The organism is Chryseobacterium electrogenes (genome assembly GCF_053553015.1).
On record NZ_JBNPPB010000002.1, the window covers coordinates 2,909,322 to 2,926,298 of the forward strand.

The following is a 16,977-nucleotide window of genomic DNA, read 5'->3' on the forward strand; positions in this document are numbered from 1 at the left end:
TATGTTAGCTAATCTTAGACCATTTATTTTTTCCTTTATAGTGTCTAATATAGAAATTTCTCATCGCTTGATGATTGGGATGACTAAGAAGGGCATCTTTTTCTAACAAAAGCTCAACAGCTTGTTTAGATGCCTTAATTATGGCAGAATCGGTCATAAGGTTAAGCCTTTTGAAATCCATAACACCACTTTGTTGTGTACCCAGAATATCACCAGGACCACGTAACTCCATATCGACTTCAGAAATCCTGAAACCATCATTAGTTTCGGTCATCGTTTTGATTCTTGTTCTACTTTCTGTTGACATTTTATCAGAAGTCATCAAGATGCAATAACTTTGTTCTGCGCCACGTCCAACTCTTCCTCTTAATTGATGAAGTTGTGATAGACCAAAACGTTCTGCACTTTCTATAACCATTACAGAAGCATTAGGCACATTAACGCCGACTTCTATTACCGTTGTAGCAACCATAATTTGAGCATTTCCAGAAGCAAAATATTGCATCGCTTCGTCCTTCTCCTGTGGTTTCATTTTGCCGTGAAGCATCGTGATATTGTAACTTTTAAAATGCTGAAGAATATGATCAAAACCATCTTGTAAGTTTTTGTAATCCAGCGTTTCTGACTCTTCAATTAAAGGATAAACAAAATAAATTTGACGTCCTTTTGCTATTTCTTCATGACAAAAATTATAAACATAAGCACGATCTTTTTCTCGTCTGTGGGCGGTAATAATAGCTTTTCTGCCAACAGGCATTTCGTCAATAACAGACACGTCCAAGTCGCTGTAAAAGCTCATGGCTAGCGTTCTTGGGATAGGAGTTGCTGTCATGACCAATATATGTGGCGGAATTTTATTTTTTGCCCAAAGCTTTGCTCTCTGCGCTACACCAAATCTATGCTGTTCATCAATAATTACTAATCCTAAATTTTTGAACTGAACAATATCTTCTAAAACAGCATGCGTGCCAACTAACATTGCTAATTCTCCATTAAGTAATTCTTGATGAATGATTTTTCGCTCCGATGTTTTGGTAGATCCAGTCAACAGTTTTACATTGATATCAGAATCTTTCAGTAATTCTTTAATTGAATTAAAATGTTGCTGCGCTAAGATTTCCGTAGGTGCCATCATACAACTTTGGAAACCATTATCCATCGCAATTAGCATCGTTAATAATGCCACCATCGTCTTACCAGATCCAACGTCGCCTTGCAATAAGCGATTCATTTGCGTAGCGCGTTTCATATCCATTCGGATTTCTTTTAAAACGCGTTTTTGTGCATTGGTTAATTCAAAAGGAAGTTTATTATTATAAAAATCATTGAAATAATCGCCCACAATTGGGAATGGATTGCCGACAGACTTTGTGTGTTGATGTAATTTTTTTAATCCAAATCCTAACTGAAAAAAGAAAGCTTCTTCAAATTTTAATCTGCGATCTGCTTCGTGGGCTAATTGCGTATTTTTAGGAAAATGAATGTTGTAAAATGAATCCAATCTTCCCATTAATCTCAGTGATTTTATCAAAGAATCGGGTAGGTTTTCTTCTATAAGTTGAGGTAGATTCTTTAGAATATCGAAAATGGTATTCTGAAAAAACTTATTGGTGACGTTTCTCTTTGTCAGCTTTTCGCTGTTAGAATAAACGGGCATTAATGTGCCAGAAAGTGCTTTGGCTTCGTCCAATTCTATTTCTGGATGCGGCATAGAAAATCCATTGTTGAAATATTGTATTTTCCCAAAAATGAAAAGATCTTTGTTTATCGGAATTTGCTCTTTCAGCCATTTGCTATAACGAAACCATACTAAATCCATCGTGCCGGTATGATCCCGAAATTTTGCAGATAACCTTTTGCCTTTAGAAGATACAACTTCTTGCAAATCGGTTATTTTGCCTTTTAGCTGGATGTCGATGTCTATGCTGGGATTGAGTTCAGAAATGGTATAGATTTTACTTTTGTCGATATATCTTATCGGGTAATAGTTAAGCAGATCTTCTACATTGTTGATGCCTAACACATTTTTTATGAGCTTGGCGCGATCTGGACCGATTCCTTTTACGTATTCTATGGGAGTTTCTAACGACAATGTTTCTTGTAAAGAAGATGCAATTTACAAGTTTTTCTATGGAAATGAAAATCGTTTTCTATTTTGATTCTGATAAAGTGTTCTTTTATGAGGTCTTCTGCAATAGGGATGGAAGCGGCATCCTCTGGTTTTGGAGTGAGGCGGCGGAGCGTAGCGGAGAGGTCCGAGCGAGAAAACCAGAGATATAGCGGACAGCCCGACCCGAGTGGTTGCAATGCTGTTGGAGAGGGAATTGCCATAAAAAAACTTCCAGTGCTTAGCTGGAAGTTGTCTATTATTCTTTGATTTTTGATTTGAATTTCCTCTGATAATTATCCCATTGCTGGCGGGTTTTGATATTTTGATATTCTCCAGAAGAAATCATATTAAAATAAGGTTCTACATCTTTTGCGCTGAGCGCACCCATAAGATTGGTAATGGGCATTGCTTTTTCGTCCAGAAATACCATTGTTGGCGTAGTCGTAATATTCATGAACTTAGCGAATTGATGCCAATTAGGTTTTGGTTTTTTAGTATTAAAATCGGGATTAGAAAATGTTCTGCCAAAGAAATTTACCACTTCGTTACTGTCACAATCAAATTTTACTGCATAAAAATGATCGTTAATTAATTTTGAAATGATAGGATTACTAAAGGTAGTTTTGTTCATCCCTTTGCAAGATTCACAAAGATTAGATGAGAAGTCAATGAGAATTTTTTTTGGATTTTTCTTTTGTTCTTCAAGCGCTTGATTAATGCCTATCCAACGGATCTGACCAAAGCCAAATGTTATCTGTAACAGTAATAAAAATCCAAATAATTTTCTCATTTTTTTTAATCTTTAGTCAGATTAATACTTGCGGCTATCTCACTTCTTGCATTAACTTCTTCACCATAGGTGATATCAAAATTAATACCACTCCTGCAATAACGGCATAGATACCCAGCATTTTATAACCATCCGTATAGGTTAGTAAAGATTCTGCTGCACTCGCATTTTCTCTAGCCTCTGCCATATTAGCCCCAATTAATCCCGCTACATATTGTCCATAAGCTGATGCTAAGAACCACATTCCCATCATAATGCCTTGTAATTTTGCAGGAGACAGTTTGGTCATAATAGATAAACCAATCGGCGATAAACAGAGTTCACCAATGGTGATGACTAACAATGATAATGTGAAGATGTCTAATGAAGAAACTCCGTCAATTGCAAAGAATCTTGTTGCAAACAACACGTAATATCCCAATCCTAGGAAAATGAAACCTAATCCGAATTTGATAATCGTGTTAGGTTCAATCTTTTTCTTACCTAACCAAATCCAAAGCAATCCAAAAAGTGGTGCTAATAAAATGATGAAAAATGCTCCTCCTGAGTTGTTAACGCCATTAGGATCTACTGTCATGCCGACTAAAGAGTCGTTAAGGTTTTTGGCAGCAAAAATACTTAATGAACCTCCGCTTTGTTCATAAATTCCCCAGAAAATAATTGAGAATAATATAAATACTAAAGCAGCAGTTAGTTTTTTACGTTCTGCAATGCTCACTTTAGACATTTCGTAGAATAAATAAATTAATACTACGGGGCCAATTGTGTACATAAAATAATCTGTGTACTGTGTTTTAGATACCATTATTTGGATAATTGGTATTAGTAACAAAGTCCCAACATATACTGCATACTCTGCCCATTTTGGAAGTGGCTTTGTTTTAACAATAGCATCAGGATGACCAGGTTGTAGACCTATTGGTCCTAGGTGTTTTTTAGTGAAATGAAAGTTAATAAGGCTGATAATCATCCCTACTGCAGCTAGTCCAAAAGCAACATTCCAACGGTGGGCCTCGTCTATAACCGAAGTTAACATGTAGCCTTTTCCAATAGCAACGCAGACGTAACCACCTAAAAATGCGCCTAAGTTAATACCTGCATAAAATAAAGAAAATCCAGCATCTGTACGGTTATCGCCTTCTTTATAAAGTTCACCAACCATAGTAGAGATATTGGGTTTGAAAAAACCTGTGCCGATAATAATAAAGGCCAATCCAAAGAAAAAATTCTCATGCGGATCAGCCGCCAATAGGCTACTTCCGATAATCATCATTAATCCACCCCAAAAAAGAGATTTTCTAAAACCTAAAATTTTATCTGCAAAAAGTCCTCCAATAAAGGTAAAGGCATAGACAAAAGCTTGTGTTGCTCCATATTGCAAACTTGCCTCTTTGTCATGGAAATTAAGTTGGTGGATCATAAAAAACACCAACATACCGCGCATACCGTAAAAGCAGAAACGCTCCCACATTTCTGAAAAGAAAAGACTCCAAATCTGTTTTGGATATTTTCCTTTAAAATTTTGAATTTGTTCTAAAGTGTACATAAATATTAATGGGTTATCTCTTTTTATTGAAAATAACGAGGCTAATTTAATAAAAAACCTCCGACAAAGCAGAGGTTTTAGAAGTATTTTGAATTTATTATCAATTATTTTACGCCGTGCATTAATTTCTTAAGCAACGGATTTAGTAATATTACTAAAATACCCGCAACTGTTGGTACTATAGTGAAGATTAAGAAAAATGTTGAGAGAGAATATTTTTCAGTAATATTTTCAATCTCACCACCTACCGCTGCAGCCAATTTGTTACCAATAGCGATGGCTAAATACCAAATTCCAAACATGAAGGCAATCATCCTTGCAGGAACTAATTTCGAAACGTAAGATAATCCTACTGGTGATAGGAATAATTCTCCTAACGTATGGAATAGATATGCCAAAATTAACCAAATCATAGAGACTTTAACGCCAACCTGCATATCATGAGATCCGTAAGCTAATAAGCCGAATCCTATTGCCATGATGATAAGCCCTAGGCCATATTTTACAGCAGCTGGTGGATTGTACTTAGAATCCCAAAGTTTCGATACTGTTGATGCTAATGATATGATAAAGAATGAGTTGAGGATTGAGAACCAGCTTGGGTCAATGGATGATGCCGTTTTTCCGTATTCATTAGTTAACATCCAAATTGCAACACCCCAAACACCTAAAAAAGTAATAGCTAACACGATGTTGGAAGCAGGTGCTTTTTTAAAGGTTTGTTTTGCTAAAAGGAATAAAACCCAAGAAATAATAAGCAACGGAACAACTGTTAATAAAGTATTAATGATGTTGAAGGTGCTAAGAGAAGGTCCCTCCAAAGCACGATCTACATTGTCTCTAGCAAAAATTACTAATGATGATGCGCCTTGCTCAAAAGACATCCAAAAGAAGATAGTGAAAAATGCGAAGATCGTTACGGCAATCATTCTATCTCTCACAATTGGAGAGTATCTCACGACTCTTGTCACAACTAGTATTAAAAATAAAATTAATCCTGCAACAACGACAACTATAGAGCCGTCCATCCCGAATAGCGTTTTAGGAATAATGTTGATGTTCCCGATTTTTGATAAAGGATCATTGAAAGCATAAAGTAGACCTGCAATGGTAGAAATAACAATTAAAATATAGTCAAAAGTTGTGAATGGATTTGGTTTATCCTCTTCTCCTTCCTTTAATTCAGCTTTTGCAATTGCCGCTTTTTCTAACTTGGTTTCAGCCGTTGGTACTTCACCAATTCTACCAAATAAAGGTTTGGCCAACCAGAATTGTAAAGTCCCTAATAACATGAAAATCCCAGCTAATCCAAAACCATAATGCCAGCCAAGATTATTGGCTAGGTAACCACAAAGCATCATCCCGAAGAAGGCACCAGCGTTAACACCCATATAGAAAATAGTGTAGGCACCATCCTTTTTTTCAGGGAATGCTTTATACATTTCAGAAAGGATAGAGGTCATATTGGGTTTGAAGAATCCTGTCCCAATCACCAAACATCCTAAACCTAAATACATGAATAATGGTTGGTCAAACGCCATAAAGGCGTGCCCTAACGTCATAATTATAGATCCAATAACCACAGCCCATCGGTAACCAATGTATTTATCCGCAATAATACCTCCGAAGATAGGTGTAATGTATAACAGCATCGCATAAGTACCATATAATGCACCCGCATTTTCTGCACTCCAAGCCCAGCCGGGATTATTTCCCGATAATGCTGCAGTTAGGAATAGAATTAATAAAACACGCATTCCGTAGAATGAGAAACGTTCCCACATTTCTGTAAAGAACAGTACAAACAATCCTGCGGGATGTCCTAATACTTTAGATTTAAAAAAATCTGGGTTTGCATCTTCTGTTATCATTTATAAAAAATTATTGATTTTGAATGCCGAAAGATAGAGAAAATATTCAATTATGAAAGCTTGATGTTCTTCAATATGTTAATATCCATCAATTTTCGTCATTATTTGCTTTAATAATTCAGCAAAAATATAATGTATGGGGTAATTTGTTCTATAAAACAAAAAAGCTACCTTATTACGAAGTAGCTTTAATATTTATTTCAATAGATTATTTAATACCGTGCATCAATTTTTTTATTAAAGGATTCAGAAGCATTACCAGCAATCCTGCACCAAGTGGAATTGCTGTAAATAGGAAGAAAAAATGACTTAAAGAATACTCTTTTTGAATTGTTTCTACTTGCCCACCCATTACCGCAGCTAATTTTTGCGCAATAGCAATCGCAAGATACCAAATCCCAAACATAAAGGCTAGCATTCTTGCAGGAACCAATTTTGACACGTACGACAAGCCAACTGGGGAGATAAATAATTCGCCCAAAGTGTGGAATAGATAAGTTAATACTAAGAAAATCATTGAGATTTTAACACCTTCAGATACTTGCATAGCTCCTAGTCCGAGGATTAAAAATCCGATAGAAACCAAGATGAGTCCAAATCCGTACTTGAAAGCTGCCGATGGATTATACTTCGATTCCCAAAGTTTCGACACCATCGATGCTAAAGCTATGATAAAGAATGAGTTAAGCGTGGAAAACCAAGATACTGTAATCTCGGAGGCTTCTTTAGTAAATTCGTTGTATAACATCCAGATAGCTGCGCCCCAAATCAATGTAAAACAAAGTATTAGTATAAGGTTTGAAAATGCAATTTTATGCCAAGTTTTGATAGCGAGTTTTATCAATACAAAAGAAATAATAGATAAAGGAACGATGGTAAATAATGCATTGACAGTGTTAAAAATCATCAGGCTAGGACCTTCCAGGCTTCTATCAATGTAATCTCGAGCAATTAATACTAAAGACGTTGCACCTTGCTCAAAACTCATAAAGAAGAAAATTAGGAAAAATGCTAGTAATATTACTGCAAACATTCTATTTCTTACAACTTTATCATATCGTAAAATTCTGGAAATAATCATATAAAGAAAAATAACCAATGCAATAATAATCATGATATATTGGCCTCTAATATGTTCCGTATCCATAAACTGAAAAATGTCCATGATTTTATTTTTGGAAAGAGGATCATTAAAGGCATACAAAAAGCCAATTATTGCTACAATCCCAATCAGGATATAATCCTTTAATGTAAACGGATTGCGTTTGTCAGTATCTTCAGGCTCAACAGCTTCGTTAATATTATGGTCGGATGTCTTTTTGAGAATACCTAGGTTACCCATTAACGGTTTTGCGAAAGCAAATTGTAAAGTTCCTAAAAGCATGAAAATCCCAGCAAGGCCAAAGCCCCAATGCCAACCTTGTGTTTCTGCAATATAGCCGCACAGCATCATCCCGAAGAATGCACCTGCATTAACACCCATATAGAAAATCGTGTAGGCACCATCTTTTTTCTCAGGAAGGTCTTTGTACATTTCACCCAAGATAGATGGCATATTGGGTTTGAAAAACCCTGTACCGATAACAAGACAAGCCAAACCGATAAAAAACATTGTAGGGGTGTCAAATGCCATAGAGGCATGGCCAATAGTCATGATAATGGCGCCGACTATAACAGCCATCCTAGATCCTATATATTTATCTGCGATAATCCCACCAATAATAGGAGTTAGATATAACATCATGGCATATGTACCGTAAAGCGCACTAGCTTGTTCTGCGCTCCATGCCCAACCAGAATTGGGATGCCCTACAAGGACTGCTGCGGTTAAAAATTGAATAAGTAAAACACGCATGCCATAAAACGAAAAGCGTTCCCACATTTCCGTAAAAAATAGAACAAAAAGTCCCGATCGCTGACCCAGTATTTCAGATTTATAAAAATCTTGTTGATTAGATGATGTTGCCATTGCTACCTGTAAATTAATTTGAGGCGCCTAAGTTACATTTTTTAACATAATTTTTCATAAAAAAACCCACACTTCTTTTATAAAATGCGGGTTTTTGAATATGGGAAAGAATATTTAATTCATTCCTTTTTCTCTTAATATTTTGTTTAATTTCTTAAGAATTACCAAGCCCAAAATAGTAGCAAAAATTAATAAAGCAAAATTAACAAGGAAGTAATTAGCTTTATTTTCGTAATTGTACCATGTACTTGCTAGGATACCAGACAATTTGTTGCCCACAGAGTTAGCTAAGAAGAAACCACCCATCATTAGCGCAGTAATTCTTGCAGGACTCAACTTAGACACAATTGATAATCCCATAGGAGACAGGCATAATTCGCCTACTGTAATTACACCGTAAGAGAAAAATAGCCATAATGCTGATACTTTGATAAGTCCATTTTGCCCCGCATATACTGCACCAACCATTACTAAGCAAGATAAAGCAGAGATAAATAGACCAAGTACAATTTTTGTTGGTGTAGGTGGCTCCTTACCTTTACGACGTAGTATTGCCCAAATACCGACCAATATTGGTGTTAAAGTTATCACCCAGAATGGATTGATGGATTGGAATAGTTCTGTATTGTAAAGGAAAACTTTTTCCGAAGGATTTTTTTCTAATTCTGCCTTCTTTTCTGGATCGATATTTCTGAAGTAAGGATCTTTTCCTTGTTCTTTCAAGGATTTTCCGTCATCACCTTTTACCGCAGAGAATTGATTGTCATAGACGCCAACTTCTTTGGTTTCATAATTTTTAGATTCAACCAAATAGATACTTTCTAAAGGTTTTTCTAATGCGTCAGCAACACTTCTGTCGGTGTAATAATTAGCCCAACGCGTTAATGCTGTTCCATTTTGTTTAAAAACAGCCCAGAACATAAGACTCACCGCAAAGATGGCAAGCAATGCACCAATTGGTTTTTTATCATCCTGATTGGCTTTAAGATAAAGACTCACATAGAAGATAATGACAGGGATACATGCAAAAATAAAGGCATCGGTAGAGTCACTGCCAAAGATATTACCAGGAATAAACCAACCGATAACGCCAGCAACAACAGCAGGCAAGAATACCTGAACAAGAATACCTGATAAAGCAACGTCACCTTCTTGTTTTGGTTTTAAAATATTAGCCTGTAGAAGATGTTTTCTTCCTAAAGAAAAAATGATTAGACCTACAAACATCCCGATACCAGCAGTCATAAAAGCTGGTCCCCAACCATATTTGTTACGCATAAACGCGGCAATAAAGTTGCATATTAAGGCACCTATATTAATTCCCATATAGAAAATATTATATCCAGCGTCCTTGTTATCCTTGTATTCTCCAGTATAAAGATTTCCTAAAAGTGTAGAAATACTCGGTTTGAAAAATCCATTTCCGACAATAATTAATGCTAAAGATGCATAAAACATCGGGAGTTCTTGGAATAATCCAATACCCAAATATCCTAATCCCATGAGCGCGCCGCCAATGTAGATGGCTTTCATATAGCCTAGAATTCGGTCAGCTAAAAAACCTCCCAAGAAAGGCGTCAGATACGTTAAGGCAATAAAAGTCCCGAAAATATCGTCAGCACTTTTGTCGGGAAAAGCCAGACCGCCCGTATCTTTTGGGTCTATCATGTACAACACGAAAATCCCAAGAATCAAATAATAACCAAAACGCTCCCACATTTCTGTAAAAAACAGAAAGGGTAAACCTTTAGGGTGTTTAGTAGATTTAGTTTTCATAACTTCAATATTCATAATTTTCAAAAATAAGTTTTTTATTTAATAGATAAAATAAATAATGTGGGAATTTTTTATTTTCAATACCGATAATGTTAAAAAATGATCGCGTATTAACCTTGATTTTGTATGTGCGAGATTGTTTTAGCTTGAAATTAAAATCGTTCTTCGATTTATTTAAACAAAAAAATCCGACCTTAATTAAAGTCGGATTGTTATAATTAATTAAAACCTTATAAGTTTTCTAAAATATAATTGGTCATTTTTTGATACAATTGAGGTCTTGTCTGTCCACCATAGATCCCGTGATCTTTATCTGGATAAGCCATAAAATCAAATTGTTTTTTATTTTGAATTAAAGCTTCAGAAAATTCAACAGAATTCTGGAAATGAACATTGTCATCAGCTGTGCCATGAATCAAAAGGAATTTTCCTTTTAATAAATTAGCGAAAGTTGTTGGCGAGTTTTGATCATAGCCAGAAGGGTTTTCTTGAGGCGTTTGTAAGAATCTCTCGGTGTAGATACTATCATAATATCTCCAGTTGGTTACTGGTGCCACAGCGATCCCAAGCTTGAAAACATCTGCGCCTTTAGTTAACGCCAACGATGACATATAACCGCCAAAGCTCCATCCGAAAATTCCGATTCTGGATTTGTCCACATAAGATTGATTGCCTAACCATTTGGCAGCGGTAATTTGATCTTCAATTTCGTATTTCCCGAGTTGTTTGTAGATGACTTTTTTATAAGCAGTGCCTTTGTAACCGGTACCACGACCGTCTACACAAACAACGAGATAACCTTTTTGAGCTAGCATTTCGAACCAGATTCCGTTGCCACCATCCCAAGAATTAGAAACTTGCTGAGATCCAGGGCCAGAATATTGAAACATAAAAACGGGATATTTTTTGTTAGGATCAAAATTCTTAGGCTTAATAACCCAAGCATTCATCTGGTCGCCAGCATCATTAGGAATCGTGAAGAATTCTTTGTTAACAAAATTGTCTGCTTTTAATTTTGATAAAAGCTCGTTGTTGTTCTGTAGTTCTTTAATTTCTTTTCCGTTAGCATCTTTTAAAACATATCTGAAAGGCGTACTTGCAGTGGATGTTGTATTGATAAAATAATTGAAATTACTACTAAAATCCGCCTTGTTATTACCTTCGGTTTCTGATATAATTTGAGATTTTCCGCTGGTGATATTGAGCTTAGAAACTACTTTATTAGTGCTTCCTTTTTCGGTAGTTTGGATGTAGACTTCTTTAGATTTTGGGTTATAACCGTAATAATCTGTAATTTCCCATTGACCTTTAGAAACTTGCTTTTTCTGTTTCCCATTATTGTCGTACCAATAAAGATGTCTGTTGCCATCGCGCTCAGATGCCCAAAGGAAAGAGTTGTCTTCTAAAAATTCTAAAGTAAGATTGTCGGTTTCTATCCATGCTTTATCCGTTTCCGTAAATAACTTATTGACAGCAGTCGTTTTGGTATTTACTTTCAACAAGTCCACTTTATTGTGGTGTCTGTTGGATGTTGCGATGATAATTTCGTCGTTAGCTTTAGTTTGAAAAATTTTCGGAATGTAATAATTTTCAAAATTGCCCAAATTAAGTCGTGATGTCTGCCCAGAATTTAGTTGAAACAAATGTGCCGTAACTGTCGAGTTTTCTTCGCCAGCTTTGGGATATTTGTAAGTCATTAACTTAGGATAAAGATTTTTATGATAAATCGGGATGTTAATTTCAGGAACTTTTCTCTCATCAAATCTTACAAAAACAATAGCATCGCCAGCTTTGTTCCATTGATAATAATCTGCATGCCCGAATTCTTCTTCATAAACCCAGTCGCCTAATCCGTTAATAATTTCGTTTTTCTTGCCATCATTGGTGATCTGAGTGATTTTTTCTGAGCTTAGATCTTGATAAAAAAGATTGTTATCTACAATAAAAGCCACTTTGCTGCCGTCTGGAGAAAACTTAGGTTCTTGTACAAAATTCCCGCTATTAAGCGCAATTGTTTTGCCTGTTTTAAGATTTTTAACATCAAATTTTCCTAAGAAAGAATGTCTGTATATAGACTCACTTTCCTTTTGGAGTAAGATGTGTCCTTCGTCATCAGAAAAAATATAAGCTTGGAAGTTTCCGTCCACGATATTTCCTGATTTTGTTGATGTTTTATAAGAATATTTGGCAATGCCACCTCTTTCTATCGTTGCATAATTCTCGCCATCTTTAAGAGAAGCGATGCCAGAGATGCCTTTGCCTCGGTAATAACCAGAGTATATTTTGTCTAATGTAATTTCTTGTGCTGTAATATTTTGTGTTGCTAAAATTGCAAAGCCAAGAATACTTATAAGATTTCTCTTCATAATCAATTTATTGTCAAAAAATTTATAAGTGTAAATATAGGATTTTTTAATATGAAATTAATAACGGTGGTGAGGAGAATGTTAAATTAGGTATATGTCTATTTGTTAAATAATTAGTGACTTGGCAAAGTTGTTGTATGGTTTATTACAAATAAAATATTGAATTATGGAAAATGAAAACTTAGTGGACAGACTTAATCATTACGATTTTGAAAATAGTTTATTATACACCGGTTTTAAGTCTTTAGAAGAGGCAGAGACATTTGCAAAAGATAAAAATGGAGAACTATTAGAGATTGGTTTTTTAGACGGTAATGATAATCCTGTTATTGATAATAGCGCTCGTCTGCTGGAGAACCGACAGTATTTTGTAGCAATTGGGGCTCCTGGTTATAAAATTGTACATTCTAACAACGAGGGTTTTCAAGAATTATTAGAAGCTTGGCTTAAGAGGACACAAGAGATTGAAGGAAAAAGCTTAGAAGAACAATATATTTCGGATTCTGATCATTTAATTCCAGAAGATGGTGTGTTTGTTTTGCATAATGGCGAGATAGAAAAAGCAACATCTCGAGAAAGAGTAAGATATTTTCATCATGTAAAAGTCTATGAGATTGGCGTAAAAGTTATGAAATAGTAGTTTTTATTTCAATTTAATTAAAATCAAATTATCTTTTTTTTGGTTTAAAAATATACAGCCGACGAAAGTCGGTTTTTTTGTGTAAGTTCTGATTTTGAGAATTTTAGTTTTATTAGTAATTTTGCAAACTTATGAAAGATGGACAATCACAGACCAATACCGTAGCATTTCATACGTTAGGCTGTAAACTTAATTTTGCGGAAACCTCTACAATTGCTAGACAATTGACAGATTCTGGCTATCAAAAAGTCAATTTTGATGAGCCTGCAAAAGTATATATTATCAACACTTGTTCGGTTACAGAAAATGCAGACAGAGAGTGCAAACTTCACGTAAAGCGCGCCATGAAAGCCAATCCTGATGGTTTGGTCGCGGTTATTGGATGTTACGCACAATTAAAACCTGAGGAGATTTCTAACATAGAAGGCGTGGATCTAGTGTTAGGTGCTAAAGAAAAATTTAATCTATTAAGTTATCTTGATGATCTAGAAAAGTCAGAAGCTGCAGGAGAAGTGCATTCTTGTGAAATAGATGAGGCTGATTTCTTTATCGGATCTTACTCTATTGGTGATCGTACAAGAGCTTTTCTTAAAGTACAGGATGGTTGTGATTATAAATGCACCTATTGTACAATTCCATTAGCTAGAGGGATTTCTAGATCAGACACCATTGCTAATGTTGTCGCTAATGCCCAGGAAATTGCGTCTAAAGATATCAAAGAAATCGTGTTGACGGGTGTTAATATTGGTGATTATGGTAAAGGCGAATTCGGGAATAAAAAACATGAACATACTTTCTTGGATTTAATTAAAGAATTAGACCAAGTTAACGGCATCGAAAGGATAAGAATTTCGTCCATAGAACCTAATTTGTTAAAAGACGAAAGTATCGATCTAGTGTCTAAAAGCAGAAGCTTTGTGCCTCATTTTCATATTCCTTTGCAGTCTGGATCCGATGAGGTTTTGAAGAAAATGAAACGCCGTTATCTAACCAATCTTTACAGAAATAGAGTAGGGAAGATACGAGAAGTGATGCCAGATGCTTGTATTGGTGTGGATGTTATTGTAGGATTCCCGGGTGAGACGGAAGAAAAATTTACAGAAACCTATAATTTCCTTAACGAACTCCCAATAAGCTACCTTCATGTTTTTACTTATTCTGAAAGAGAGAATACAGAAGCTGCCGACATGGATGGTGTAGTGCCAATTCCGGAGCGTAAGAGACGTAACAAAATGTTGAGGATTTTATCAGAGAAAAAGAAGATGGCATTTTATCAAACTCAATTAGGGAAAACACTTCCTGTCTTGTGGGAACATGATAATAAAGATGGACTAATGTATGGCTTCACCGAGAATTATGTTAGAGTGAAAAAGCCTTATGATGCGTTGTCTGTTAACCAAATAGAAATGCTTCAGCTTTCAAAAATTGAAGAAGATGGTGCTGTGTCTGTCGTTCCTGCATTCGATCAATTTTTAGCTAAAGTTTAAATGTTGATTTAATTTCAATTTAAATAAAAAAAAGAGAACCAAATTATGGTTCTCTTTTCTATTATTTGCCAATTCTAAATTACGGTCTTGGCGTTGTTTTGTAAACTTGGAAGTTGAAGACAAAACTTCTATTTCTCAATGTATATTGCAAGTAAGGATAATGAGCATCTCTTGCAAAAGCAGCTCTAGAAGGTACAATAATTATACCTTGTAGGTTATAGTTATCACCATCCTCTTTATTGAAAGATTTGAAGTGTTGTAAGGCTTCTCTTAGACCTTCAATCTCGTAATAACTTCTTTTTTTAGCATCTTCTGTCGTTGCACTTGTGATAAGTTTATCAGTTGGAGATATGTAATAGTACTTAGGATCAACATCTGGAACACCTGTTCCGCTAATGCTATTTCTAAAAGATAATATTGATCTGAATCTTACGATATCACTTTCTTTAGTTGCTACATAAGTTGTCGTATTAGACATTAATCTGATAATATCAGTTTCTCCAATTACAGTCCCTGGATCTGGTTGTGCGCCCGGTCTTAAGATATAAATAACTCCTGAAGGAAGTTTTACAGGTGATAAGCTCGATAGCTTCGGTTTGTTGTCGTCACTAGGATCTGTATCGCTAAAAGGTTTGATATTTCCTTTATCGTCCAGGTAATTCTCATCTAAGAATTTTGTAGCCGCTTCATTATCGTATTGGTTTTGCACGTCCACCGTTGGTTCTACATAAACTTCATCGTCATGATTATCTTTTTTACAACTTTGCAGTACTAAGCCTAAGAAGGCAAAACCTAATAATATTTTTTTCATTTTTGATTTAATCTTAAATTGCCGATTATTTAACGTAGCAAAAGTATAAAAAATTATGAGAATTGATAAATTTTTATGGAGTGTAAGATTTTATAAGACCAGAACCCTTGCTGCTGAGGAGATTAAAAAGAACAGAGTAAGCGTTGGACAGGGCGCTGTGAAGTCTTCTAAGGAGGTTAAGGTTGGTGATATTATTAAAATTAGAAGAAACCAAATAGATTATAAAATAGAAGTCTTACAAATCCCTAAAAGTAGGATGGGAGCCAAGTTGGTTGCACTTCATGTTATTGACAGAACCGATAAAGAGCAATACGAATTATTAAAAGCGCGCCAAAGCTCACAAGATTACTACCGTCAGAAAGGAGAAGGTCGCCCTACAAAGAAAGATCGTAGAGAGATTGAAGGTTTCTTAGACGATGCTCCAGAGAAAGAAGACGAAACCATGACTGAAGAAGCTTGGGATAGCTTCTTCAAGGATGATTCTGCCGATGAGGATTAATCTTTTAATCCTAAGATGTCGATAATTTCTGCCACAATATCTTCTGGTGTTCTTTCATTAGTATTAACGGAGAATTGTGATTTAGAATAATAAACATTCCTTTCGAATAAATGTTTTGCAATAAATTCTGGCAAATCAGCGTCTGTTAATCTCGCGATTAATGGACGTTTGTTTTTTTGTTTCAGTAATCTTTCTGTTAAAGTTGGTACAGAAGCTTGCAAAAATATACTTGTAGAATAGCGATTAATATTCTCCATATTGTCATAATAAACAGGAGTGCCACCACCAAGACTCAAAATAACATCTTTTTCTTGGTCCAAAATCTCGTCTAAAATTAATTTTTCTTCCTTTCTAAAGAATAATTCTCCCTTTTGTTCGAAGATTTCGGAGATTTTTAGCTGGTGCTTCAAAATTATTTCGTGATCTAGGTCAATTAATTTATAGTTTATTTTTTGACTTAAAAGTTTGGAAATGTGGGATTTCCCACTGCCCATATAGCCGATTAGTGAAATTAGCATGAATTTTTTTTCAACAAATTTGCGAAAAAGTTTTGAGAAATTAAAAAAAGTCCTATCTTTGCACCACTCAAAACAAGGGACGTTACTTACTAACAAAACTTGATAATACAGTGACCGACTCGGTAGCTCAGCTGGTAGAGCAATACACTTTTAATGTATGGGTCCTGGGTTCGAATCCCAGCCGGGTCACTAGCTTAAAAATCTAATTAAGATTTATTTTAAAAAGATTTTAAGCCTGCGTGGTGAAATTGGTAGACACGCCATCTTGAGGGGGTGGTTTCCTAAGGATGTGCTGGTTCGAGTCCAGTCGCAGGCACTGCAAAAGAAAAATAATAATTGATTTGAATTAAATTTCAAATTTAATTGTGGCCGACTCGGTAGCTCAGCTGGTAGAGCAATACACTTTTAATGTATGGGTCCTGGGTTCGAATCCCAGCCGGGTCACTAATTTACTTCATAGTAAATTTTTTTCATATTAATATTTTGTGATTTGGTGTTTAGAAGCCTCCTTAATAGGGAGGCTTCTATGTTTTTGTACATCTCGTATATTTTCAATTTCTAAAAAGGATAATTCTTTAACAAAAAAAACTTCGA

12 protein-coding genes and 3 tRNA genes are annotated in these 16,977 nt (G+C 35.3%); 6 read left to right on the forward strand and 9 right to left on the reverse strand.

Features of this window, described 5'->3' with window-relative positions; genetic code table 11:
• Positions 1 to 4: 4 nt before the first annotated feature.
• The 7 genes from recG to ACQQ6V_RS13465 form a co-directional block, all read right to left on the reverse strand.
• Positions 5 to 2,092 (reverse strand): ATP-dependent DNA helicase RecG, encoded by a 2,088-nt coding sequence (recG, locus tag ACQQ6V_RS13435; protein WP_448846016.1) that lies wholly within the window; start codon positions 2,090 to 2,092, stop codon positions 5 to 7.
• A gap of 274 nt (positions 2,093 to 2,366) precedes the next feature.
• Positions 2,367 to 2,900 carry a thioredoxin family protein gene (locus tag ACQQ6V_RS13440; RefSeq protein ID WP_448846017.1) on the reverse strand — a complete coding sequence of 178 codons (534 nt, stop codon included), beginning with the start codon at positions 2,898 to 2,900 and terminating at the stop codon, positions 2,367 to 2,369.
• Positions 2,901 to 2,934: 34 nt separating this feature from the next.
• A complete protein-coding gene (locus ACQQ6V_RS13445) occupies positions 2,935 to 4,446 on the reverse strand; it encodes a peptide MFS transporter (protein WP_448846018.1) in 1,512 nt (503 codons plus the stop codon).
• A 104-nt stretch (positions 4,447 to 4,550) separates the two neighbouring features.
• A complete protein-coding gene (locus ACQQ6V_RS13450; RefSeq protein ID WP_448846019.1) occupies positions 4,551 to 6,317 on the reverse strand; it encodes a peptide MFS transporter in 1,767 nt (588 codons plus the stop codon).
• Between the two features lie 208 nt (positions 6,318 to 6,525).
• Positions 6,526 to 8,286: a peptide MFS transporter gene (locus ACQQ6V_RS13455; RefSeq protein WP_448846020.1), complete on the reverse strand. Its 1,761-nt coding sequence runs from the start codon at positions 8,284 to 8,286 to the stop codon at positions 6,526 to 6,528.
• 114 nt (positions 8,287 to 8,400) lie between these two features.
• Positions 8,401 to 10,077 (reverse strand): peptide MFS transporter, encoded by a 1,677-nt coding sequence (locus ACQQ6V_RS13460; protein ID WP_448846021.1) that lies wholly within the window; start codon positions 10,075 to 10,077, stop codon positions 8,401 to 8,403.
• Between the two features lie 215 nt (positions 10,078 to 10,292).
• Positions 10,293 to 12,428, reverse strand: a complete 2,136-nt coding sequence (locus ACQQ6V_RS13465) for a S9 family peptidase (RefSeq protein WP_448846022.1) — start codon at positions 12,426 to 12,428, stop codon at positions 10,293 to 10,295.
• Between the two features lie 166 nt (positions 12,429 to 12,594).
• Between ACQQ6V_RS13465 and ACQQ6V_RS13470 the strand changes: the two genes are divergently transcribed.
• Both ACQQ6V_RS13470 and mtaB read left to right on the forward strand, forming a co-directional pair.
• A complete protein-coding gene (locus ACQQ6V_RS13470) occupies positions 12,595 to 13,065 on the forward strand; it encodes a hypothetical protein (protein ID WP_448846023.1) in 471 nt (156 codons plus the stop codon).
• A gap of 134 nt (positions 13,066 to 13,199) precedes the next feature.
• Entirely contained in the window at positions 13,200 to 14,555 is a 1,356-nt protein-coding gene (gene mtaB, locus ACQQ6V_RS13475) for a tRNA (N(6)-L-threonylcarbamoyladenosine(37)-C(2))-methylthiotransferase MtaB (protein ID WP_448846024.1), read from the forward strand.
• A 79-nt stretch (positions 14,556 to 14,634) separates the two neighbouring features.
• Here mtaB and ACQQ6V_RS13480 read toward each other — a convergent pair whose 3' ends face one another.
• Positions 14,635 to 15,366, reverse strand: coding sequence for a hypothetical protein (locus ACQQ6V_RS13480; RefSeq protein ID WP_448846025.1), 732 nt, complete (start codon positions 15,364 to 15,366; stop codon positions 14,635 to 14,637).
• Between the two features lie 55 nt (positions 15,367 to 15,421).
• On the opposite strand from ACQQ6V_RS13480, the gene hslR reads away from it, so the two are divergent.
• Positions 15,422 to 15,865, forward strand: coding sequence for an Hsp15 family ribosome-associated heat shock protein (gene hslR / locus ACQQ6V_RS13485; RefSeq protein ID WP_448846026.1), 444 nt, complete (start codon positions 15,422 to 15,424; stop codon positions 15,863 to 15,865).
• On the opposite strand, the gene ACQQ6V_RS13490 is transcribed toward hslR, so the two are convergent.
• Positions 15,862 to 16,383 carry a shikimate kinase gene (locus tag ACQQ6V_RS13490; protein ID WP_448846027.1) on the reverse strand — a complete coding sequence of 174 codons (522 nt, stop codon included), beginning with the start codon at positions 16,381 to 16,383 and terminating at the stop codon, positions 15,862 to 15,864. The genes hslR and ACQQ6V_RS13490 overlap by 4 nt on opposite strands.
• Before the next feature lie 116 nt (positions 16,384 to 16,499).
• On the opposite strand from ACQQ6V_RS13490, the gene ACQQ6V_RS13495 reads away from it, so the two are divergent.
• From ACQQ6V_RS13495 to ACQQ6V_RS13505, 3 genes are all read left to right on the forward strand, one after another.
• Positions 16,500 to 16,572: transfer RNA gene (locus ACQQ6V_RS13495), tRNA-Lys, on the forward strand.
• A gap of 44 nt (positions 16,573 to 16,616) precedes the next feature.
• Positions 16,617 to 16,699 (forward strand) — tRNA-Leu (locus ACQQ6V_RS13500).
• A 55-nt stretch (positions 16,700 to 16,754) separates the two neighbouring features.
• Positions 16,755 to 16,827, forward strand: a tRNA-Lys gene (locus ACQQ6V_RS13505).
• Positions 16,828 to 16,977: the final 150 nt, after the last annotated feature.

Bases quoted from the DNA above. Each gene is read 5' to 3' on its own strand.
- ACQQ6V_RS13440 (WP_448846017.1), bottom strand. From the start codon at position 2,900: ATGAGAAAATTATTTGGATTTTTATTACTGTTACAGATAACATTTGGC.
- ACQQ6V_RS13445 (WP_448846018.1), bottom strand. From the start codon at position 4,446: ATGTACACTTTAGAACAAATTCAAAATTTTAAAGGAAAATATCCAAAA.
- ACQQ6V_RS13450 (WP_448846019.1), bottom strand. From the start codon at position 6,317: ATGATAACAGAAGATGCAAACCCAGATTTTTTTAAATCTAAAGTATTA.
- ACQQ6V_RS13455 (WP_448846020.1), bottom strand. From the start codon at position 8,286: ATGGCAACATCATCTAATCAACAAGATTTTTATAAATCTGAAATACTG.
- ACQQ6V_RS13460 (WP_448846021.1), bottom strand. From the start codon at position 10,077: ATGAATATTGAAGTTATGAAAACTAAATCTACTAAACACCCTAAAGGT.
- ACQQ6V_RS13465 (WP_448846022.1), bottom strand. From the start codon at position 12,428: ATGAAGAGAAATCTTATAAGTATTCTTGGCTTTGCAATTTTAGCAACA.
- ACQQ6V_RS13470 (WP_448846023.1), top strand. From the start codon at position 12,595: ATGGAAAATGAAAACTTAGTGGACAGACTTAATCATTACGATTTTGAA.
- mtaB (WP_448846024.1), top strand. From the start codon at position 13,200: ATGAAAGATGGACAATCACAGACCAATACCGTAGCATTTCATACGTTA.
- ACQQ6V_RS13480 (WP_448846025.1), bottom strand. From the start codon at position 15,366: ATGAAAAAAATATTATTAGGTTTTGCCTTCTTAGGCTTAGTACTGCAA.
- hslR (WP_448846026.1), top strand. From the start codon at position 15,422: ATGAGAATTGATAAATTTTTATGGAGTGTAAGATTTTATAAGACCAGA.
- ACQQ6V_RS13490 (WP_448846027.1), bottom strand. From the start codon at position 16,383: ATGCTAATTTCACTAATCGGCTATATGGGCAGTGGGAAATCCCACATT.